At 66.1% G+C, this 21759-nt stretch carries 19 protein-coding genes; 7 read left to right on the top strand and 12 right to left on the bottom strand.

The window, feature by feature from the left end; all coding sequences use genetic code 11:
* The first annotated feature begins 32 nt into the window (after positions 1–32).
* Positions 33–758 (top strand): sulfite exporter TauE/SafE family protein, encoded by a 726-nt coding sequence (locus I6F31_RS18700; RefSeq protein WP_036034075.1) that lies wholly within the window; start codon positions 33–35, stop codon positions 756–758.
* Between the two features lie 12 nt (positions 759–770).
* Here the strand turns inward: I6F31_RS18700 and I6F31_RS18695 are convergent, their stop codons facing one another.
* Positions 771–2840, bottom strand: coding sequence for a GGDEF domain-containing protein (locus I6F31_RS18695; RefSeq protein WP_225185924.1), 2070 nt, complete (start codon positions 2838–2840; stop codon positions 771–773).
* Positions 2840–3952, bottom strand: a complete 1113-nt coding sequence (locus tag I6F31_RS18690; protein WP_036034080.1) for an ABC transporter substrate-binding protein — start codon at positions 3950–3952, stop codon at positions 2840–2842. The genes I6F31_RS18695 and I6F31_RS18690 overlap by 1 nt, the downstream gene beginning before the upstream one ends.
* A gap of 226 nt (positions 3953–4178) precedes the next feature.
* On the opposite strand from I6F31_RS18690, the gene radA reads away from it, so the two are divergent.
* The 5 genes from radA to I6F31_RS18665 all read left to right on the top strand — a co-directional run bounded on the left by radA (position 4179) and on the right by I6F31_RS18665 (position 10354).
* Positions 4179–5624: a DNA repair protein RadA gene (radA, locus tag I6F31_RS18685; protein WP_109144017.1), complete on the top strand. Its 1446-nt coding sequence runs from the start codon at positions 4179–4181 to the stop codon at positions 5622–5624.
* A gap of 167 nt (positions 5625–5791) precedes the next feature.
* Complete coding sequence (locus I6F31_RS18680; protein ID WP_036000794.1) at positions 5792–6421, top strand: CvpA family protein; 630 nt, start codon at positions 5792–5794, stop codon at positions 6419–6421.
* A gap of 29 nt (positions 6422–6450) precedes the next feature.
* Positions 6451–7974, top strand: coding sequence for an amidophosphoribosyltransferase (purF, locus tag I6F31_RS18675; protein ID WP_225112248.1), 1524 nt, complete (start codon positions 6451–6453; stop codon positions 7972–7974).
* A gap of 140 nt (positions 7975–8114) precedes the next feature.
* Complete coding sequence (locus tag I6F31_RS18670) at positions 8115–8855, top strand: SDR family NAD(P)-dependent oxidoreductase (protein ID WP_225185923.1); 741 nt, start codon at positions 8115–8117, stop codon at positions 8853–8855.
* Between the two features lie 281 nt (positions 8856–9136).
* Entirely contained in the window at positions 9137–10354 is a 1218-nt protein-coding gene (locus I6F31_RS18665) for an ABC transporter substrate-binding protein (protein ID WP_050991666.1), read from the top strand.
* 139 nt (positions 10355–10493) lie between these two features.
* Here I6F31_RS18665 and I6F31_RS18660 read toward each other — a convergent pair whose 3' ends face one another.
* The 9 genes from I6F31_RS18660 to I6F31_RS18620 form a co-directional block, all read right to left on the bottom strand.
* Positions 10494–11750, bottom strand: a complete 1257-nt coding sequence (locus I6F31_RS18660; protein ID WP_225185922.1) for a TCR/Tet family MFS transporter — start codon at positions 11748–11750, stop codon at positions 10494–10496.
* Positions 11747–13129 carry a ribosome biogenesis GTPase Der gene (gene der, locus I6F31_RS18655; protein ID WP_225150973.1) on the bottom strand — a complete coding sequence of 461 codons (1383 nt, stop codon included), beginning with the start codon at positions 13127–13129 and terminating at the stop codon, positions 11747–11749. Before der ends, I6F31_RS18660 begins: the two co-directional genes overlap by 4 nt.
* A gap of 125 nt (positions 13130–13254) precedes the next feature.
* Positions 13255–13809: a hypothetical protein gene (locus I6F31_RS18650; RefSeq protein ID WP_225185921.1), complete on the bottom strand. Its 555-nt coding sequence runs from the start codon at positions 13807–13809 to the stop codon at positions 13255–13257.
* A 31-nt stretch (positions 13810–13840) separates the two neighbouring features.
* Positions 13841–14494: a tetratricopeptide repeat protein gene (locus I6F31_RS18645; RefSeq protein ID WP_036022675.1), complete on the bottom strand. Its 654-nt coding sequence runs from the start codon at positions 14492–14494 to the stop codon at positions 13841–13843.
* A 165-nt stretch (positions 14495–14659) separates the two neighbouring features.
* Positions 14660–16252 (bottom strand): class I adenylate-forming enzyme family protein, encoded by a 1593-nt coding sequence (locus I6F31_RS18640; RefSeq protein ID WP_225185920.1) that lies wholly within the window; start codon positions 16250–16252, stop codon positions 14660–14662.
* Between the two features lie 72 nt (positions 16253–16324).
* Positions 16325–16909 carry an NnrU family protein gene (locus I6F31_RS18635; protein ID WP_225185919.1) on the bottom strand — a complete coding sequence of 195 codons (585 nt, stop codon included), beginning with the start codon at positions 16907–16909 and terminating at the stop codon, positions 16325–16327.
* Positions 16910–16979: 70 nt separating this feature from the next.
* Positions 16980–17558, bottom strand: coding sequence for a hypothetical protein (locus I6F31_RS18630; RefSeq protein WP_036022667.1), 579 nt, complete (start codon positions 17556–17558; stop codon positions 16980–16982).
* 76 nt (positions 17559–17634) lie between these two features.
* Positions 17635–18612 (bottom strand): ABC transporter substrate-binding protein, encoded by a 978-nt coding sequence (locus I6F31_RS18625; RefSeq protein ID WP_225185918.1) that lies wholly within the window; start codon positions 18610–18612, stop codon positions 17635–17637.
* Between the two features lie 47 nt (positions 18613–18659).
* The gene (locus I6F31_RS18620) at positions 18660–20282 is read right to left on the bottom strand and encodes a peptide chain release factor 3 (RefSeq protein WP_036022662.1); all 1623 of its coding nucleotides are present in this window, start codon (positions 20280–20282) and stop codon (positions 18660–18662) included.
* Between the two features lie 158 nt (positions 20283–20440).
* Here I6F31_RS18620 and sugE point away from each other — a divergent pair, with 158 nt between their 5' ends.
* Positions 20441–20755 carry a quaternary ammonium compound efflux SMR transporter SugE gene (gene sugE / locus I6F31_RS18615; protein WP_036000830.1) on the top strand — a complete coding sequence of 105 codons (315 nt, stop codon included), beginning with the start codon at positions 20441–20443 and terminating at the stop codon, positions 20753–20755.
* On the opposite strand, the gene I6F31_RS18610 is transcribed toward sugE, so the two are convergent.
* Positions 20748–21752 carry an inorganic phosphate transporter gene (locus I6F31_RS18610; RefSeq protein WP_036000833.1) on the bottom strand — a complete coding sequence of 335 codons (1005 nt, stop codon included), beginning with the start codon at positions 21750–21752 and terminating at the stop codon, positions 20748–20750. The two genes, sugE and I6F31_RS18610, sit on opposite strands and share 8 nt — an antisense overlap.
* Positions 21753–21759 lie beyond the last annotated feature (7 nt).

The following is a 21759-nucleotide window of genomic DNA, read 5'->3' as shown; positions in this document are numbered from 1 at the left end:
CGGCTAAACTCTCCCGATTCCTGGAGGCTGTTTTGGCCTTTCTCTTCGTCCTCAGCGTCGGCCTCGTCGCCGGCACCATCTCCGGCATCGTCGGCACCGGCTCGTCGATCATGCTGATGCCGGTGCTGGTCTATGCCTATGGGCCGAAGGAGGCCGTGCCGATCATGGCGGTGGCCTCCGTCATGGCGAATTTTTCGCGGATCCTGGCCTGGTGGCGCGAGGTCGATTGGCGGGCCTGCGCGGCCTATTCGGTCACGGGCATCCCGGCGGCGGCGCTCGGCGCGCGGACGCTGCTGGCACTGCCCTCGCATGCCGTCGATCTCACCATCGGCCTCTTCCTGATCGCGATGGTGCCGGTGCGGCACTTTCTGGCGCGGCACGAGCTCAAGGCCAATCTCTGGCATCTCGCCATCGGCGGCGCGCTGATCGGCTATCTCACCGGCATCGTGGTCTCGACCGGGCCGCTCAGCGTGCCGTTGTTCCTGTTCTATGGCCTGTCCAAGGGCGCGTTCCTCGCCACCGAAGCGGCCTCCTCGCTCGGGCTCTATTTCGCGAAGTCGGTGACTTTCGAGCGTTTCGGCGCCCTGACCGGGGAGGTCTTCATCAAGGGTCTGATCGCGGGCGCCTCGCTGATGTCGGGCGCCTTCATCGCCAAACGCTTCGTGCTGCATCTGAGGCCGGAAACCTTCCGCCTGCTGATGGACGCGATCATGATCGCGGCGGGGCTCTCGATGCTCTGGACCGCAACGCAGCCGTGACCCAGCCGCGACTCAGACGGCGAATTCGGGGGTGATCGATGGGCCGTCAGAGACGACGCGGCTCGCCACGGCCGGCTGCCCGTCGAGCCATTGCAGCACGGCCTCGAGTGGCTGCGGCCGCTGATAGAGGAACCCCTGCCCGAGCCGCACTCCGATCTCGCGCATGGCCTCCGCCTGCTCGGCGCGCTCGATGCCTTCGGCGACCAATGTCAGTCCCAGCGTGGCGGCGAGCGAGGCGATGACGCCGACAATGGCCTTGTCCTCGGCGCTGTCGGGGATCTCGCTGATGAACGCCTTGTCGATCTTCACCTTGTCGAGCGGAAACCGGCGCAGATGGGCGAGCGAAGAGTAGCCCGTGCCGAAATCGTCTAGCGCGATCGTGGCTCCCAGGCGCCGCAGGCGATGCAGCGTTTCGGAGGCGCTGGCGATGTTGTTGATCAGCGACCCTTCCGTGATCTCGAGCTCGAGCATCGATGCCGCGACACCGAAGCGCGCACAGGTCGCGCGCAGCTCGGCGGCGAGCGAGTGGTCGGCAAGCTCGGACGGCGGCAGATTGATCGCGATCCGCAGCTGCGGCCTGCCCGCAGCGGCCAATTGCTGCAAGGCTCGGCAGGCATCGGTCAGCACGTAGCGGGTCAGCCGCGCATTGTTCCCGCTGCGCTCGATCAGCGGCAGGAATTCGCCGGGGCCGATCACGCCGTGCTCGGGATGGCGCCAGCGGATCAGCGCTTCCAGACCGACGACCTCATGGCTATCGAGATCGACCTGGCTCTGGTACCAGACCTCGAACTGGCGCTCGGCGAAGCCGGTGGGAATTGCGAGCTCGAGATCCCTGCGGCGGCGATAGTCGCGCTGAAGCGCTTCGTCCAGCACGGCGACCGTGCCGGGCGCCTTGCTCTTGGCGTGATAGAGCGCGATGTCGGCGAGCGTCGGCAGATGCGACAGTTCCGGATCGTCGACGTGGCGCACGGCAAGGCCGATGCTGGCGCGCGGCACCACCTGCTTGTCATGGAGGCGGATCGGCTCGGAAATGGCATCGAGCACGCGTTGAGCGAATGCGTGCGCGGCCCGCTCGTCGCTCACCTCGGGGCGGATGACGACGAACTCGTCGCCGCCGAGCCGGGCGACCCAGTCCTCGGCTTCGACCGCGCGACGTAGGCGCTGCGAAATCTGGACCAGGAACGCATCGCCGGCCTCGTGACCGAAGGTGTCGTTGATGCCCTTGAAGTCGTCGAGATCGATGAAGCAGAACGCGACCAGCGTATCCGGCGCGCCTCCATTCTGGCTCGTCACGGCGAGGCGCTCGGTCAGGGAGCGCCGGTTCGGCAGCCCGGTGAGCGGATCGTGCGTCGCCATGTGCCCGAGCCGGTCCAGCGCGCCGGACGTCGTGTGCTGCATGGCGTTGAAAGCGCGCGCGAGTTGGCCGAATTCGTTCGAGGACGTGACATCGGCCGGATAGGCCCGGCCGTCCTGCTTGCTGCGCTGGATCGCCGACATCATGGCCGCGAGCGGCCGGCCGATGAAGATGTTGGCGGAGATGCGCATGGCGATCAGGGTCGCGAACGTTGCCAGCAGCCCGACGACGAGCAGCAGCAGCAGGCGGCTGCCCGCATCCGCGTACAGCGTCGCACGCGAATAGGCGATGGCGATGCGGCCGGCCTGAACGGCCATATTGCCGTTGCTGTAGTGTATCGGGTGCGAGACTTCGGCGACCGACTGGCCTTGGGGGCGCGCGACCACGCGGGCGATCGCAGCGCCGGTATCGTCATAGACGGCCGCCGCCGCAATGGTCTCGTCGTGCATGATCTCGTTGAGCACGCCCGTGACCTGGTCGTAGCGCATCTTCCAGAGCGGCTCGGCGATCAGCTCGGCCCGGCTCTCGGCGACGCGGGCCATGCGGGCGTCGAGTTGCCTGAGCTGCGACCAGAAGCTCGATGCCTCGACGCCGGCGGAAGCGAGCAATTGCACCAGCAGCAGAACGGGCACGGTGGCCCAGATCATCGCGTGGACGACCGAGCGCAAGCGCGGCGGCGCTGCATGCTCGTTGCGATCCGGCTCGGTCATCGCCTCATCCTGGCGCATCAGTCGGCAACGCCTTCGGCGACCGGCAGCGACGAGATGAGCGCATCGAGGGAAAAGTCATATTGACCGCAGCGCCCGGCCTTCGCCCGGAACCGCGCGAAGTCGATCCGGTCGAACGCACGGGTCTTGATGAGGTCGGCGACCGAAGCGAGATTGTCGCGCGTGATCGCCGACGTCTTGACCTCGACGCGGGGCGAGACGGCAGCAAAATCGCAGCCATCGGCATAATCGCGCAGGAGAACGACGGACCAGCCGCCGAGCAGGAAATGCCCGCCATCGGTCAGGAGCATGCGGCCCGCCTTGATCTCGCGCAGCGCATCCTCCGACCAGTTGAGGCCGACCACCTGGATGTTCTCGCCGGGCACGAGGCCGGCGGCGATCGTCGCGCGCAGCGCGCCGAGCGCCATCGGATCGTTTCCGGCCCAGATCCCGGCGGGCCGGATCTGCTTGCGCGCGGCCCAGCTCAGGTAGTTTGCCGTGACCCGCTCGGCCTCGGACTTCGTCCAGTTGGCGAACAGCATGCGGTCCACCACGACGTCGGAGGCAGCATCCACCGCGAGCGTGAGGCCGGCGTTGCGGGCGATCGAGGCGGGCGTGGTCTCGTCGCCACCGATGCCGAGAATGTGGATCTTGCCGTCCGCGCTCTGCCATTTCTCGGCACGCGCCGCCGTGATCAGCGCATTGGCCATCCGCGCGCCCGCGGTCTGAAGATCGGTCGTGATGTCGCCGAGCCAGGTCTTGAGCTTTTGCCTCGGCGGTCCAAGGCGCACCGCGTCCTCGCCGATCAGCGTGTTCGAAAGCAGCAGCGTCTTGACGCCCGCGGCTTCGGCCGCCTCGAGAATGGGAACGGCGGCGGATTCCTCGTTCGACAGGATGAGGAAGTCGGGCTTGTCGGGACGGGCCACCACGCCGAAGCCGAGCTCCTGCATGGTGCGGTGGTTCCGCTCGCTGGTCAGCACCTCGACATGGGCATCGAGCTTGCGGCCGGCGGCCTGCATGGTCTGCGCGACCATGTCCCAATAGACCTCGCCGGACTTGCCGGGATTGACGAAGACGATGTTGAGCGGTTTGGCGATGCTACCGCCAACGGACCCGAAGACGCCGCAGGCCATGCCCGCCGCGAGCAATATTCGCAGGAATCTCGTCAATTTCGCCGCCCCCATTGGTTCCGAGATTGGACCCACGTCCGCTAAGAATTGGCAAAATCGCACCGGGCACAGCGGCGCAGGGCTAACGAAAGGTATATCTCCCGTGCCGAATTGAGATATTCGAAGCGCCGGCGATCGGCCTGCCAATCCGTGCTATCAGCACATCTGAAACTCGCGACTCGCGCTCCCCATGGCCAAATCCACCCTCTCCTTCGTCTGCCAGAACTGCGGCGCGGCCTATAACCGCTGGCAGGGCAAGTGCGAGTCCTGCGGCGAGTGGAATACGCTCGCGGAAGAAGACACCAGCGGCAGCGTGCCGGTGTCGATCCGCTCCAAGCGCAAGGGAAGAACCTTCGCGCTGGAGAGTCTCGCCGGCAGGAGCCCGGATGCGCCGCGCCTGTCCTCGGGGATGACCGAGCTCGACCGCGTCACCGGCGGCGGCTTCGTGCGCGGCTCGGTGCTGCTGGTCGGCGGCGATCCCGGCATCGGCAAGTCGACGCTGCTGACGCAAGCGACCAGCCTGCTCGCGCGCGCTGGCCACCGCGTCGTCTACATCTCCGGCGAAGAGGCGGTCGCTCAGGTGCGCCTGCGCGCCGAGCGGCTCGGGCTGTCGGACGCGCCGGTGCAGCTCGCGGCCGAGACCTCGGTCGAGGACATCGTCTCGACGCTGTCGGAGGGCGCGGTGCCCCGGCTGATCGTGATCGACTCGATCCAGACCATGTGGACCGACACGGTGGAATCGGCGCCTGGCACGGTGACGCAGGTGCGCGCCTCGGCGCAGGCGCTGATCCGCTTCGCCAAAAAGACCGGGGCCGCCATCATCCTGGTCGGCCACGTCACCAAGGACGGCCAGATCGCCGGCCCCCGCGTGGTCGAGCATATGGTCGATGCGGTGATGTCGTTCGAGGGCGAAGGCTCACAGCAATTCCGCATCCTGCGCGCGGTGAAGAACCGCTTCGGGCCGACCGACGAGATCGGCGTGTTCGAGATGACGGGCCTCGGCCTGCGCGAGGTCACCAACCCGTCCGAGCTGTTCCTGTCCGAGCGCGACCTCGGCACGCCCGGCACCGCGGTCTTTGCCGGCATCGAGGGCACGAGGCCCGTGCTGGTCGAATTGCAGGCACTGGTGGCCCCGACCTCGCTCGGCACCCCGCGCCGGGCCGTGGTCGGCTGGGATCCGAGCCGGCTCTCAATGGTGCTGGCGGTGCTGGAGGCCCATTGCGGGGTCAAGCTGTCCGGCCACGACGTCTATCTGAACGTTGCCGGCGGCCTTCGCATCCACGAGCCCGCGGCCGACCTCGCCGCCGCCGCGGCCCTGGTGTCGTCGCTGGTTAATGCGCAGTTACCCACCGATGCCGTCTATTTCGGCGAAATCTCGCTGTCGGGCGTGGTGCGCCCGGTGGCGCAGACCCCGGCCCGGCTCAAGGAAGCGGCAAAGCTCGGCTTCCAGCGCGCCGTGCTGCCCGAATCGGCACGGGGCGATGCGGGCGGCGATGCCGGACTGTCCCTGAACGCGGTGAACAGCCTGACGACATTGGTGGCCGAGATCGCAGCCCGGGGCTCCCGCCGGGGCGAATCCGGTGCACAGCCAGAGAAAAATGCCACACCGGCCAGATTCCGCCGCGGAGAGGGTTAGGTGGAGGTGACGCCGGAGGCCTCCGCCGCTATACAGCCGTCACAAAAGCAGCATGGGATTGCGTGGTTGCGGCCTTGCCGGGAACGCCGTCTGCCCTTCTTTTAGGGCAGCGGCCAAGCACCGATTCGCTAGAGCACCTTTGAAGTACGAGCGGACCAGACCAGCCGATGCCAGTAACCATCCTCGACCTGATCCTGCTCGGTGTGATGCTGATCTCGGGCCTGCTCGCGATGGTTCGCGGCTTCATGCGCGAAATCCTGTCGATCGCGGCCTGGGGTGCCGCGGCGATCGTGACGCTGTATTCGTTCTCGAAGCTGCTGCCGACCGCCAAGACCTATTTCAACAACGACACGGTCGCGAGCGTCGTCGTGGTGGCCGGCGTGTTCATCGGCACCCTGGTCGTGGTCTCCGTCATCACGGTCCGGATCTCCGACATGATCCTGGATTCGCGGATCGGCGCGCTGGATCGGACCCTCGGCTTCCTGTTTGGGCTGGCTCGCGGGCTTTTGATCGTCGTGGTCGCGTTCCTGTTCTTCACCTGGCTGGTGCCGGACAAGCAGCGCCCCGACTGGGTCAGCGGGGCCAAGTCCCGCGTCGTGCTGCAGGGAACCGGCGATTGGCTGATGGCCCTCTTGCCTGACGACCCCGAGAACACCATCTTGAAGAGATTCAAGAAAAACAAACCAGATGATGATCAAGCTGAATCCGAGCAGCAGCCTTCGGGCAGTGGCGACGGGTACAGTAAGTCGGCTCGTGACGGCATGAAAAAGCTGATCGAGAAACCTGCGGCGCGTTGATAGGGCCCCAAAAGAGAGGCGAGAACGAGATGCGACACCCTGACCAGGACGCCCTGCTTGATCTCGATCCAAACGCCGGTCCAGGCCCGGCGGCGCTTGAGCTTCAGGACGATCTGGAAGGCGATACGCTGCGCGAGGAATGCGGCGTCTTCGGCATCTACGGCCACCCTGATGCGGCCGCCATCACCGCGCTCGGCCTTCACGCGCTCCAGCACCGCGGCCAGGAGGCCGCCGGCATCGTCTCCTACGACGGCAGCCGCTTCCACTCCGAACGCCGCCTCGGCCTCGTCGGCGACACCTTCTCCCGCCGCGAGGTGATCGACCGCCTGCCCGGCAATGTCGCGGTCGGCCATGTCCGCTACGCCACGACCGGCGCGACCATCCTGCGCAACGTGCAGCCGCTGTTCGCCGAGCTCAATGCCGGCGGTCTCGCGGTCGCTCACAACGGCAACCTCTCCAACGGCCTGACGTTGCGCCGCGAGCTCGTCAAGAACGGCGCGATGATGCAATCGACCTCCGACACCGAGGTGATCCTGCACCTGGTGGCGCGCTCCAAGCGCGTCCGCTTCATCGAGCGCTACATCGACGCGCTGCGCGAGATCGAGGGCGCCTATGCGCTGGTCTCGCTGACCAACAAGAAGCTGGTCGGCGCCCGCGATCCGCGCGGCATCCGCCCGCTGGTGCTCGGCGAGCTCGACGGCTGCCCGATCCTGACTTCCGAGACCTGTGCGCTCGACATCATCGGCGCGCGCTTCGTGCGCGACATCGAGCCCGGCGAAGTCATCGTGTTCGACGAGAACGGCCAGGACATCCACAAGCCGTTCCCGCCGATGGCGCCGCGCCCCTGCATCTTCGAATACATCTACTTCTCGCGGCCGGATTCCATCGTGCACGGCCGCTCGGTCTACGAGGTGCGCAAGAATTTCGGCGCGCAGCTCGCGCGCGAGAGCCACGTTCCGGTCGACGTCGTGGTGCCGGTGCCGGATTCCGGCGTGCCGGCCGCGGTCGGCTACAGCCAGTATTCCGGCGTGCCGTTCGAACTCGGCATCATCCGTAACCATTATGTCGGCCGCACCTTCATCCAGCCGACGCAGGCGATCCGCGAATCCGGCGTGCGCATGAAGCATTCGGCCAACCGCGCCGCGATCGAAGGCAAGCGCATCATCCTGATCGACGACTCGCTGGTGCGCGGCACCACCTCGAAGAAGATCGTGCGCATGATGCGCGATGCCGGCGCCAAGGAGGTGCATTTCCGCCTCGCTTCGCCACCGATCCTCTACCCTGACTATTACGGCATCGACCTGCCCGATCGCGGCGGCCTGCTGGCTGCGACGCATTCGCTGGAGGAGATGCGCGAGCTCATCGGCGCCGACTCGCTCGCCTTCCTGTCGATCGACGGCATGTACCGCGCCATGGGCGAGCCCGGCCGCGATCCCGCCAATCCGAAGTTTGCCGATCACTGCTTCACCGGCGTCTATCCGACCCACCTCACCGACCAGACCCAGACCGAGCCGCAGCCGCGGCAATTGTCGCTGCTGGCGGAGGCGAGCTGACCAAGGATCGTCCCCGGGGGGCTCATCGGAGACTTCTTTTCGTCATGGCCGGGCTTGTCCCGGCCATCTTCGTCTGTAATACCCGCCGCAAAGAACGTGGATGCCCGGGACGAGCCCGGGCATGACGGAAGTATTCGACGATGACCAAACCTCTCGCCAACCGTATCGCTCTCGTCACCGGCGCCTCGCGCGGCATCGGTTTCGCCACGGCAATCGCACTGGCGAAAGCCGGCGCGCATATTGTGGCCACCGCGCGCACGCAAGGAGGGCTGGAAGAGCTCGACGACGAGATCCGGAAAGAGGGTGGCAGTGCCACCCTGGTGCCGCTCAACCTCACCGATTCCGACGGCATCGCGCGTCTCGGCGCCGGCCTGCACGAGCGCTACGGCAAGCTCGACATCCTCGTCGGCAATGCCGGCGTGCTCGGCCCCTCCTCGCCGATCGGCCATATCGAGCTGAAGACCTTCAACGACGTGATGGCGGTGAACGTCTCCGCGAACTTCCAGCTGATCCGCTGCATGGAACCGCTGCTCAGGCAATCCGATGCCGGCCGCGCCGTGTTCATCACCTCGGGTGCCGCCAACAAGGCCACCGCTTATGTCAGCCCCTACGCGGCCTCCAAGGCCGCACTGGAGACGCTGGCGCGTGCCTGGGCGCAGGAAACCGCAAACACGAAGCTGCGCGTCAATCTGTTCAATCCGGGCCCGGTGCGCACCCGCATGCGCGCCACCCTGATGCCCGGCGAGGATCCGGCGACGCTCGACACGCCCGAGCAGGTCGCGGAATTCATCGTGCCGCTGTGCGCGCCCGACTGGACCGAGACCGGCAAATTCTACGATTACAAGACCCGCACCCTGATGAGCTTCCGCGCGCCGGCCTGATTGCCCTCCGACGCCTTGGACGTCATGCCGGCGGTAATGTCCGTACCGCCGAGTTCGATACCGGAAAGCACATTTAGAATTTCAAGCCGACATCGAACGCGCTGAAATAGCGTCTCAACGCATTTTGCCCAAAAGTTAACCGATGGATGACGCTACGACGCAGCGTCATCCGGCTTTAGGTGCATTGCCGTCGGCCATGGGACACTGTAGAGCGTCAATTGGAACAAGGCTCCCGAAGAGAGCCGTCCGCATATTTGACAATGGAGGAAGCCTTTATGACGATGCCCGCACGCCGCGCCGCGGCTCTTCTGGCCTGTGCCGCTTTCGGCTTTGCCACATCCGCCTTCGCGCAAGACAAGACCATCAAGATCGGCGTGCTCAACGACATGTCGAGCCTCTATGCCGACATCGGCGGCCCGAACTCGGTGGCGGCAGTGAAGATGGCGGTCGAGGATTCCGGCCTGAAGGCCAAGGGCTGGACCATCGAGGTGCTCTCCGGCGATCACCAGAACAAGCCCGACATCGGCGTCAACATCGCCCGGCAATGGATCGACGCCGACAAGGTCGACGCCATCGCCGACACGCCGAGCTCCGGCGTCGCGCTCGCGGTGAGCAACCTCGTCAAGGAAAAGAATGCGGTGCTGCTCAATTCGGGCGCGGCCACCGCCGACCTCACCGGCAAGGCCTGCACGCCCAACACCGTGTCCTTCACCTACGACACCTACATGCTCGCCAACGGCACCGGCAAGGCGCTGACCAAGGCGGGCGGCGACAGCTGGTTCTTCCTAACCGCGGATTATGCCTTCGGCCATGCGCTGGAGCGTGATACCGGCGCGGTCGTCACGGCGACCGGCGGCAAGGTGCTCGGCGGCGTCAAGCACCCGCTGAACACGGCGGACTTCTCCTCGTTCCTGCTCCAGGCGCAGTCCTCCAAGGCCAAGATCATCGGCCTTGCCAATGCGGGCGGCGACACCACCAACGCGATCAAGCAGGCCGCCGAGTTCGGCATCGTCCAGGGCGGCCAGAAGCTCGCCGCGCTGCTGCTGTTCATCAACGACGTGCACTCGCTCGGCCTGAAGACCGCGCAGGGCCTGACCTTCACCGAGTCGTTCTACTGGGACCTCAACGACCAGACCCGCGAATGGTCGAAGCGTTTCCAGAAGGTCTCGCCCAAGGGCTCGATGCCCTCGATGACGGTTGCGGGCCTCTACGCCGAGATCCTGCATTACCTGAAGGCGATGGAAGCGCTCGGCAGCAATCCGCGTGACGGCGCCAAGGTCGTCGCCAAGATGAAGGAGCTACCGACCGACGATCCGCTGTTCGGCAAGGGCCCGCTGCGCCAGGACGGCCGCCGCCTCATCCCCGCCTATCTGTTCGAGGTGAAGAAGCCGGAGGAGTCGAAGGGGCCGTGGGACTATTACAAGCTGGTCGCCACCATCGCGCCGGAAGATGCGGCCAAGCCGCTCAAGGACAGCGACTGCCCGCTGGTGAAGAAGTAGGATCGTAGGGTGGGTTAGCATGCGGCTGCGCAAAGCGCAGTCCGCTGGCGTAACCCACCTCTTCCGCCTCCGCGGAAATGAAAGAGGTGGGTTACGCCTCGCGGTTTGCGCTTCGCGCGAACCGCGAGGCTAACCCACCCTACGAGACTGTCCTGGTCGCACCCAGCGACCGCACCGCGATCGCCACGCACACCACCATCAGCACCGCGGCGAGCAGGAACGGGGCGCCGGGCAGATGCAGCGGCGCGCTGGCGCCGATGAAATAGGAAAATGTCAGCGTGAACAGGAACGGGCCGACGAGCTGCGACACGCTCTGCACGCTCGCGGTTGCGCCCTGCAGCTGGCCCTGCTGATCCGGCGCGACGAGCCGCGTCATCAGCGCTTGCGAGGCGGCACCAGAGATGCCCCACAGCGCCAGAATGGGAATCCCGAGCCAGGATAGCGGTCCGGTCGGCGCAGCGCCGAGGACCACGAATCCGACCGCGCCGCAGCAGAGGCCGAGCAGGAGCGCGTTGCGCTCGCCGAGCGCATGCACGATGGGGCCGATCGCAAAGCCCTGCACCACCATGGCGCAGATGCCGACCATGGCGAGCGTCAAGCCCACCGTCTTGGCATCCCAGCCGTAGCGATAGGTCGCGTAGAGCACGAAGGTCGAGGGCAGCACGACGTGGGCGACCTGCGCGATGAAGTTGACGATCGACAACGCGGCCAGCAGCGCGTCGGACCGCAGCAGATGCAGCGCTCCGAGCGGACTGGCGCTGCGCCAGCGCAGCGGCGCGCGCTTGTCGGGCGCAAGCGACTCCGGCAGCACGAACAGGCCATAGAGCGCGTTGGCGAAGCTCAGGGCCGCCGCGGCCCAGAACGGCAGGCGCGGATCGATATCGCCGAGCAGGCCGCCGAGCGCTGGCCCCAAGATGAAGCCGGCGCCGAAGGCCGCGCCGATCCGGCCGAAGACCGCCGCACGCCGTTCCGGCGGCGTGATGTCGGCGATATAGGCGAAGGCGGTCGAGATGCTCGCCGAGGTGATGCCGGAGATCACGCGGCCGATGAACAGCCACACAAGCGACGGCGCCAGCGCCATCAAGACGTAATCGGCTGCGAGCCCGAAATTCGACAGCAGCACCACCGGCCGGCGTCCGAAACGATCGGACAGCGCACCAAGCACCGGCGAGAACACGAACTGCATCAAGGCCCAGGCGGTGCCGAACAGGCCGAAGATGCGCGCGGCATGTGCGGTGTCGTTGTCGACGAAGCTTTCGATCAGCTTCGGCAGGACCGGCATGATCACGCCGAGCGCGACCATGTCGAGCAGGATGGTGACGAAGATGAAGGCGACCGCGCCGCGCGGGGCCGGCGCTGCGTCCTGCACCACCGCCTCGCCGGCACCGTCGCTCACGATGGCCGCTTGCGCTTGTGCGCGAAGGGATTGGCCTTCTCGCGCAGCGTGATGCGCACCGGCGTGCCCGGCAGCTCGAAGGTCTCGCGCATGGAATTGGTGAGATAGCGCAAGTAGGATTGCGGCACGGCGTCCGCGCGCGAGCAGAACAGCACGAAGCTCGGCGGCCGGGCCTTGGTCTGGGTGATGTAGTTCAGCTTCAGCCTGCGGCCGGAGACCGCCGGCGGCGGGTTGGCCTGGATCGCCTGCTCGAACCAGCGATTGAGCGCCGAGGTCGGCACGCGCCTGTTCCAGATCGCATAGGCGTCCTGGATCGCCTGCATCAGGCGATCGATGCCCTCGCCCATCAAGCCCGAGACGGCGACGATGGGCACGCCCTTGAGCTGCGGCAGCCAATGATCGGCATCGCGGCGCAGGCCGGAGATCGCGCCGCCGCCCTTGGTCTCCATCAGATCCCATTTGTTGACGGCGAGCACGACCGCCCGTCCCTCGCGCTCGATCAGGTCGGCGATGCGCAGGTCCTGCTCCTCGAAGCGGATCTGCGAATCCATCATCAGCACGACGACCTCGGCAAAGCGCACCGCGCGCAGTGCATCCGCAACCGACAGCTTTTCCAGCTTCTCCTCGATGCGCGAGCGCCGGCGCAGGCCCGCGGTGTCGAAGACGCGGAAATCGCGGCCCTTCCAGTTGATCTCGACCGCGATGGAATCGCGCGTGGTGCCGGCCTCGGGGCTCGTCAGCAGGCGCTCCTCGCCGAGCAGATGGTTGATCAGCGTCGACTTGCCGGCATTGGGCCGGCCGACGATCGCGACCCGGATCGGGCGCGTCGCGGCCTCTTCCTCCGAGATCGGCGCGTCGTCCTCATCGTCGTCTTCCTCGACGGGTTCGGGCATTAGCCTCGCGAGCGCGTCGTAAAGCTCGCCCATGCCCTCGCCGTGCTCGGCCGAGATCTGGATGGGATCGCCGAGGCCGAGCGCGAACGCTTCCATCGCGCCGGCATCGCCGTGCTTGCCCTCGCTCTTGTTGGCGATGAGCAGCACCGGCTTGTCGGCCTTGCGGGCGAAATCGGCGAAGGCGCGATCGGTCGGCGTCAGGCCGATGCGGGCATCGATCACGAAGAACAGCGCGTCGGCCTGCGCGATCGCGGTCTCGGTCTGCTCCTGCATGCGCGCGGTCAGCGAGCCCTTGGCGCCCTCGTCGAGGCCGGCGGTATCGATGATGGTGAAGCGGAGATCACCGAGCCTGGCCTCGCCTTCGCGGCGGTCGCGGGTGACGCCCGGCAGGTCATCGACCAGCGCGAGCTTCTGCCCAACCAGGCGGTTGAACAGCGTCGACTTGCCGACATTGGGCCGGCCGATGATGGCGATCGTGAAGGACATCGGTCATTCGTGCGCTGCCGAGGCTGCGCCTGTCAATGCAACGGGAAATATTGTTTGAGCATGATCTTTTCGGAAAACCGCTTCACACTTTGCGCTAGCGCGGCCCTCCGGGTCCGGATCATGCTCTAGCGCGAGAAGCTGCCGCTCGGCAGCGGTGCCGGGAAGGCGCTCTGCGATTGCTGCTGCGGGGGCTTGGTCGGCTGCGCCTGCTGGGTCGGCTGCGCCTGCTGGGCCGGCTGATCTGGCGGCGGCGCGGTGGTGCGCCTGCGGACGATCTTGTGCTTGGGCGGCGGAGCGGACGTCGCCGGCGCTGCCTCCGGCTGCGCCTCGCCGTCGACCTCGCCGACGGGTGCCTCGGCCGGCGCGGCGGACTGCTTGGTATTCTTTGCCTTGGCCCCCTTTGCCGGCTTGGCCGGCTCCGGCTCGGCAGGCAGGGCCGCGACGGCGGGTGCGTTGGGATCGGGCTGCTGCTGCTGTGCGCCTTTGTACAGGTCCCTCGGCACGCCCTGCTCGAGCCCCGGCACCCCCTCGGGGAAGACCGGCTTGCGGTCGCCCGGCAGCTTCTTCTTGGTGTCGAGGAAGTCGAGCAGATCGCTCGGATCGAAGCTGGAGCAGCCGCCCAGGACGCCGGTGAAGGCGATCAGGACGGCGGCTGCGATCAAGCGTGGCGTGCGGCGCATCTTGGTGTCTCGTTACGTCAGAGAACCGTCGTCAGCTTTTGGCGACGGGTGGCAACAAAGCCTGGAGCGCCTCGGCGCGAGAGCGCAGGCCGGGCGGCGTTTCGCCGTCTCCGTCAATCGCCTCGAGCCATTTGCGGGCTGCAGTCATGTCGTTGTTACGCCAGGCCGACAGCGCCAGCATCTCACGGGCGGTGTGGCGGAAGGTCGATTTCGGCGCGGCGGAAGCTTCCAGCCGCTGCTGGATGTCGGCATAGCCGGCGCTGTCGAGCAGGAGCCCCGCGGCGCGGATCTTGGCCAGATCCTGCCACTCGCCGCCAATGCTGCGGTCCGCGGCGATGTCGTCATACATCTTCGCGGCCGCCTTGGGATCGCGGCTCGCGGCCTCGGCCGCAGCACGCAGCCGCGCCAGGGTGCGATAGCCGGACGGCGCCTTGGCGGCGAGCTCGGTGAAGGCTTTCTCGGCGTCCTCGTGCTTGCCTTGCTCGGACAGCTCGGCGGCCTTCTCGAAAGCGGCGCCGGCCGCGGCGGCCTTCTGGGCCTCCAGATACCTATAACCCTGCCAGCCACCGGCACCGGCGACGATCAGCACCATCAGCGCGATGAAGTAGATCGAATACTTGTCCCACAGCTTCTTGAACTGTTCGCGACGTACTTCCTCGTTGACTTCGTCAAATAATTCAGACACTTATGCCAATCCCATGCCCGTCCGGGTGCGCGCGCCAAAGCGTTCGCGTCAGGAATCCCGTCCCCGTGTGGCGGCGAGGTAGCCTAACGATATGGCGGTGGCAAGGCAAAGCGAGCCCGATCAAGGCGTTAACCACCCGGGACATCCCGGATGCCCCTGCCCGGCTCAAGCTCCCAGCAGCTCCCGCAGCTGTCGCTTCAGCACCTTGCCGTTGGCGTTGCGCGGCAGGGGGTCTGTCGTGATCGCCATGGTTTCGGGAACCTTGTAGTCGGACAGGCGCTCGGCGCACCAGGCGCGCAGGTCCGTATCGGTCACCGGCTGTCGCGTCACCACCACGGCGTGGACGCGCTCGCCCAGCACCGGGCAAGGCCTGGCAATGATCGCGCTCTCGACCACGGCGGGATGGCCGGCCAACACGGATTCGACCTCGGCCGAATAGATCTTCAGGCCGCCGCGATTGATCATGTCCTTCTGCCGGTCGAACACGCGAACGAAGCCTTCCGCATCGACCGAGCCGAGATCGCCGGAATGCCAGAATCCGCCCGTAAAGCTTTCGGCGGTGGCCTTCGGGTTATTCCAGTAGCCCTTGATCACGGAGGCGCTCTGGATCCAGAGCTCGCCGATCTCGCCGGGAGGCAGCTCGCGCCCGTCCGGGCCCATCACAGCGATGCGCGCGCCGGGACACGGCAGACCGACGCTGTCGATGTGGCGCTCGGTCAGCTCGCCCGGCATGATGGTCGAGGGCGAGGTCGTCTCGGTCGCGCCGTAGCAGTTCATCAGCTTCAGGCCGGGAATCTTCGCCTTGAGCTTCTCGATGGTGGCGACCGGCATCGGCGCGCCGCCGAAGCCACCGATCCGCCAGCTCGAGAGATCATAGCCGTCGAAGTCGGGCTGGAGCAGGCAGAGATTGTACATCGCCGGCACCATCACCGTGTAGGTGACGCGCTCGCGCGAGGCGAGCTTGAGGTAATCGGCGGCCTTGAACTCGGGCATGATGATCAGCGTGCCGCCGCAGCGGATCATGGTCGTGATGTTGGCGACGACGCCGGTGACATGGCCGAGCGGCACCGCTGCGATCGAGCGATCGGCTCCCGTCAATTGCAGGCAGGATACGAACACCATGGAGGAATGGACGATGTTGCAATGGGCCAGCATCGCGCCCTTCGGCTTGCCCGTGGTGCCGGAGGTGTAGAGGATCATCGCGGTGTCCTCTTCGCTCACCTCGATCGGTGCCGATGCCGGAGCGTTTTCGGCGAGCGAAGAGAAGCTCGACCGCGCGGCATCGTCATCGATGGCAATGCGATGGATCACACCGGGCACGTCCTTTGTGTCGGGCAGTCGCTCGCCGAGCGAGGCCTCGTGAATCAGGATCTTCGCCCCGCAATCGGCGAGCACATAGGCGATCTCCGGCTTCTGCTGGCGCGTGCTGAGCAGCACGGTCGCCAGCCCCTCATGTGCCGCGGCAAACAGCAGCAGCGGAAACTCGATGCGGTTGCCGAGCAGGATGGCGAGGCGATCGCCGCGCTGCAATCCGAGCTTACGCAATCCCGCAGCGATCCGCGCCGCCTGCTCCGCTGCCTGCCGCCAGCTCAGCCGGACATTGCCGCAGATCAAGGCTTCGCCATCGGCATTGCGGCCGCGCGCCTCCGCGATCATCGCCCAGAGGCTCGATGGCCGATCGCAAAATGCCGGCACAACCCGCTCGCCAAAACGCGACTCGCGCCGCATTGGCGGGATCTGAGATTGCGACCAGTCCATCGGGATCCCTCGGCTTGTTGCTCTCGTTATCTTCCCCGCATGGTCAGGCGAGTTTCGTCTTGTGCTGACCGGCTAGACCCCGATCACGGGCACGCCTATCACCACCGGATGGAACGCGAACGCGAGGGCCAGATAGGCGACCACGCCGACCGCGACCGCGATCAGATCGTTGGTGGCGCCGCCGACCGGAATCGGCGGGGCGCCGGCGTCGGTGCGAGCTTTCAGCGAGATGCGGTCATAGACCGCCCAGGCGAGGAACGAGCCGAACAGGACGATGGAGCCGAAATCGCCATTGGCGAGCAGATGCGCCGCCGCCCACAGCTTGATGCCGGCCAGCATCGGATGCTTCAACGTCGCATAGATGCGGCCACGCATGTAGGACGCCACCACGAGGATGACTGCAGGCAGCATCAAGGCCAACGTGATGTGCTTCATAGCCTTCGGCGGATACCAGACATCGATCCAGCCGGAGCTGCGGTAATGGGCATAGCCCCAGATGATCAGCACCAACCCCGCCAGTGAGACCGCCGAATAAAGGAGCTTGTAGGTCCCCTCGCCCAGCCTCGCGATCGCCTGCGCGCGCGCCTTCCGTCTGGTTGTGAAAATATGGGATGCAAAAAACAGCACCAGCCCCAGGATCATGACCAGCAGACCCACGACATCCTCCCCGCAAAGCAGCCCCCGCCACTGAGGTATCATCGATCGGCCGATGCTCGCAACTCGCGCGCTATTTGCCGAGCTCCCGATTGTCGACATAACGGATCGCGATGGGCCGCCCGGCCAACGCCCCGCCGAGCCCGCTGGTCAATTTCAGCGGCAGACAGGCCTTCAGCGATGCATTGATGGCGTTCAGATAGGTCGTCCGGGTGTCCGCCGGCACGCCCGCAGTCGCGTATGTGAGGCGCGGCGGGCCGATCAGGCCGCCGGTCTTGTTGAAGCTGAAGCGCACCGACATCTGCATGCCTGCGCGCGCATGGTCCGATGGCGGCGACCAGCAGCTGCGCAGCGCGGCGAAGAGGTCGCCTATCGTGTCGAGATCGTGATCGGGCTTCCGGTATTTGGCGCGGTCGGCCTCGGCAGGCACGCTCTCGATCGTGAGCTGGAGGTTCTGGCCGTAAGGGTAGTCGATCTCGGGAATACAGGGGCCGGGCTCGAGCGGGCTGCAATAGGATGGCGTGCAGGGCTCGCCGTCGAGCACGCTGCAAGGCTCGTGCGCGAACGGAATCGGATTGATCTGGCGTCGCTGCGCGTCGGCGGCGATCGAGGTCATTGCCAGCAAGGCAAGAACAAGAATGCAGCGCCACATGTACCGGGACCGCAATGGCATTTGCAACAGGTGGCGACGGCTATGAAAGGTTCAAGGCTAGCCGCGATGGTTCGCTTCACTCGACAATCTGATCCGCTTGCGCCACCAGCGTGGGCGGTAAATTCAGCCCCAACGCATTGGCTGTCTTGAGATTGAGCAGGAACTGGAATTCATTCGGTTGTTGGACTGGCAAGTCTGCGGGACGGGTTCCTCTCAAGACGCGGTCGACATAATCCGCCGAGCGACCGACGAGCTGCGTAATCGAGACTCCGTAAGACATCAGCCCGCCGTCCGTGACAAAGGACGGGAACGGATACATCGCCGGCAGACGATGCGCGGCCGCCGAGTTCAGAATCAATTGCCGATGAACGAGTGGAAATGCATCGGGAAAGATCAGCAGCCCGCCGTCTGGCTGCTCTGCAAAGCGGGAGATCGCCTGTTCGAGCTCGGCGGCGTTGTGCGCCGGCGCCGGAACGAGCTGGAGCTGGACTGCCGGAATGGCCGCCTGCACGGACGGCATCAAGATCATGGGCGCCGTTCGCGGATTGAAGATTGCGGCAACCCTCCGTATCGCGGGTGCCGCCTGCTTGAGCAGTTGCAGCCACTTGCCGGCCATTTCAGGCTCGAAGGTCGTGAAGCCCGTGATATTTCCGCCTGGCTTGCCCAGACTTTGGACGAAACCGGCACCCACGGGATCGGCAACGACCGTGAAGATGATCGGCAAGGTCGGCGCGCGTCGCCTCAGGGCTTCCACAGAGGGAGTGCCGATTGCCAGAAGCACATCCGGCCCCCACTTCACGAGCTCCGCCGCCTGGGCATCGGCAACATTCGGATCGCCGGCCCACCAGCGATACTCGATATGGATGTTGCGCTCCTGTTCCCAACCGAGCTCGCCCAGACGCTGTCTCAGTTTCTGGTAGCCGGCCTGGCTCTCCGGATCGCTCGACCTGCCTCCCGCCAACACACCGATCCGCCGCACATTCCCCTGCGCGGATGTGCTCAGCGGATAGGCCGCCGCGCCTGCAACGAGCATGATGAATTCGCGCCGCCTCATGACCGTCGACCCCGCTGTCCTGCTTCACGGAAAAGGTCTGGGAAACATTACCCCTTCTTCTTGACATCCTTGACGTTGCTGAACTCGATGCCCTCGGCGCGCTCCCGGGTGTAGCCGAGGTAGAACTCGTTCCGGGCGAGATAGACGGGATCGCCATCGACATCGTCGGCAATGCTCGAATTGTTCGCGGCGATGAAGCTGTCGAGCTTCTTGCGGTCCTCCGAGGAGACCCAGCGCGCCAGCTGGAACTCGCTGACCTCGAACTCGACCGGCAGCGAATATTCCGCCTCGAGCCGGGCCTTCAGCACGTCGAGCTGCAGCGCGCCGACCACGCCGACCAGCGCCGGCGCGCCGTCGCGGGGGCGGAACACCTGCACCACGCCCTCTTCCGACATCTGCTGCAGCGCTTCCTTCAGCTTCTTCGCCTTCATCGCGTCGGTGAGACGGACACGGCGGACGATTTCCGGCGCGAAGCTCGGCACGCCGACGAAGTTGAAATCCTCGCCCTCGGTCAGCGTATCGCCGATGCGCAGCGTGCCGTGGTTGGGAATGCCGACGACGTCGCCGGCGAAGGCTTCGTCCGCGACCGAGCGGTCCTGCGCGAAGAAGAATTGCGGGCTCGACAGCGGCATGCTCTTGCCGGTGCGCACGAGCTTGGCCTTCATGCCGCGGCTGAGCTTGCCCGAGCACAGGCGCGCAAACGCGATGCGGTCGCGGTGGTTGGGATCCATGTTGGCCTGGATCTTGAACACGAAGGCGCTCATCCTGGGATCGGTGGCCTCGACCTTGCGCTGGTCGCTGTCCTGCGCGCGCGGCTCGGGCGCAAACTTGCCGAGGCCCTCCAGGAGGTCTCCGACGCCGAAATTACGTAGCGCGCTGCCGAAATAGACCGGCGTCAGATGTCCCTCGCGGAACGCGTCCAGCTCGAACGGCTTCGACGCCTCGGTGACGAGCTCGAGCTCGTCCTTCACGGCGGAGACGTCGAGATTGGCGTTGAGCTTGGCAAGCTCTTCGATCTCGATCTCGAGCGCCGCGCCGGTCTTGGCGCCACCGCCTTCGAGCAGGCGCACGCCGCCATTGACGACGTCATAGGTGCCGAGGAAGTCGCGGCCGCGGCCGACCGGCCAGGTCATCGGCGTGGTGTCGAGCGCCAGCGTCTTCTCGATCTCGTCGAGCAGCTCGAACACGTCGCGGCTCTCGCGGTCCATCTTGTTGATGAAGGTGATGATCGGGATGTCGCGCAGACGGCACACCTCGAACAGCTTTCGGGTGCGCGCCTCGATACCCTTGGCCGCGTCGATCACCATCACGGCGGAATCGACCGCCGTCAGCGTACGATAGGTATCTTCCGAAAAGTCCTCGTGGCCCGGCGTGTCCAAGAGGTTGAAGACGAGGCCCTCGAACTCGAAGGTCATCACCGAGGTCACCACCGAGATGCCGCGTTCGCGCTCGATCTTCATCCAGTCCGAACGCGTGTTGCGCCGCTCGCCTTTGGCCTTGACCTGGCCGGCGAGGTTGATAGCGCCGCCGAACAGCAGCAGCTTTTCGGTCAGCGTGGTCTTGCCGGCGTCGGGATGGGAGATGATCGCAAAGGTCCGCCGCCTCGCCACCTCGGCGGCAAGCGGGGAACGGGCCGGCGATTCGGCTGTGGTGGCGGCGATGTCGGACATGGCGGGAGCGTGTGGCAGGGAAAACGGGCCTGATCAAGCCTCATTTGGTGATTGCGAAGGTTTCCGGCCAGCCCCATATCCCCCTTTTGGGAGGACGACCTCCCTGCCCATCAGCACACCAGCCGCGGGGACGACCCTGCCTTGAATGGAGGGTCGTCATGGCCTGGAGCATCCTGTTCGTCGCCGGTCTCCTCGAGATCACCTGGGCCATCGGCCTGAAATACACCGAGGGCTTTAGCAAGCTTGTCCCGTCCGCGGTCACGCTCGCGGCCATGGCCGGCAGCGTCATCCTGCTCGGATTTGCGCTCAAATCCCTGCCCGTCGGAACCGCCTATGCGGTCTGGACCGGCATCGGCGCGGTCGGCACCGCGACGCTCGGCATGGTTCTGTTCGGCGAGCCGGCGACGGCCTTCCGCCTCGCCAGCATCGGCCTGATCGTCGCCGGCATCGTCGGACTAAAGCTCGTCACTTGACGAGCTGGACCACCCACCAGGTCAGCGCGGCCACGATGGCCGAGGCCGGGATCGTGATCACCCAGGCATAGACGATCGAGCTTGCGACGTTCCAGCGCACGGCCGAGACGCGGCGGGCGGCACCGACGCCGACGATGGCGCCGGTGATGGTGTGGGTGGTCGAGACGGGAACCCCGAGATAGGTCGCCATGAACAGGGTCACCGCGCCTCCCGTCTCGGCGCAAAAGCCCTGCATCGGGGTCAATTTCGTGATGCGCAGGCCCATGGTGCGGACGATGCGCCATCCGCCCATCAGCGTGCCCAGCGCCATCGCCGCCTGGCACGACAGCACCACCCAGAACGGCACCGAGAACTCGCTGCCGAGATGGCCCTGCGAATAGAGCAACACCGCGATGATGCCCATGGTCTTCTGCGCGTCGTTGCCGCCATGGCCGAGCGAATAGAGCGAAGCGGAGACGAATTGCAGGATGCGGAAGGCGCGGTCGACCGCGAACGGCGTCGAGCGCACCGAGGCCCAGGACACGATCGCAACCAGCGCCATTGCGAGCAGGAAGCCAACCAGCGGCGACAGCACGATCGCCAGCACGGTCTTGGACAGGCCGCTCCACACCGCGGCCGAAATACCGGCCTTGGCCAAGCCGCCGCCGACGAGCCCGCCGATCAGCGCGTGCGACGACGACGATGGAATGCCGAGCGCCCAGGTCACGAGGTTCCAGACGATGGCGCCGACGAGGGCTGCGAAGATCACCTGGGCGTCGACGACCGCGGGATCGATGATGCCGGTGCCGATGGTCTGGGCGACGTGCAGCCCGAACACCAGGAACGCGATGAAATTGAAGAACGCGGCCCAAAACACCGCGAATTGCGGCCGCAGCACTCGGGTCGAGACGATGGTCGCGATCGAATTGGCGGCGTCGTGCAGGCCGTTCAGGAAGTCGAACAGCAGAGCGACGGCGATCAAGCCGACCAGGACGGGAAAAGCCAACGCAGCATCCACGGCGGCC

Source organism: Bradyrhizobium sp. NBAIM01 (genome assembly GCF_020194115.1).
Lineage (GTDB): Bacteria > Pseudomonadota > Alphaproteobacteria > Rhizobiales > Xanthobacteraceae > Bradyrhizobium > Bradyrhizobium yuanmingense.
This window is presented reverse-complemented; position numbering and strand designations above follow the sequence as displayed.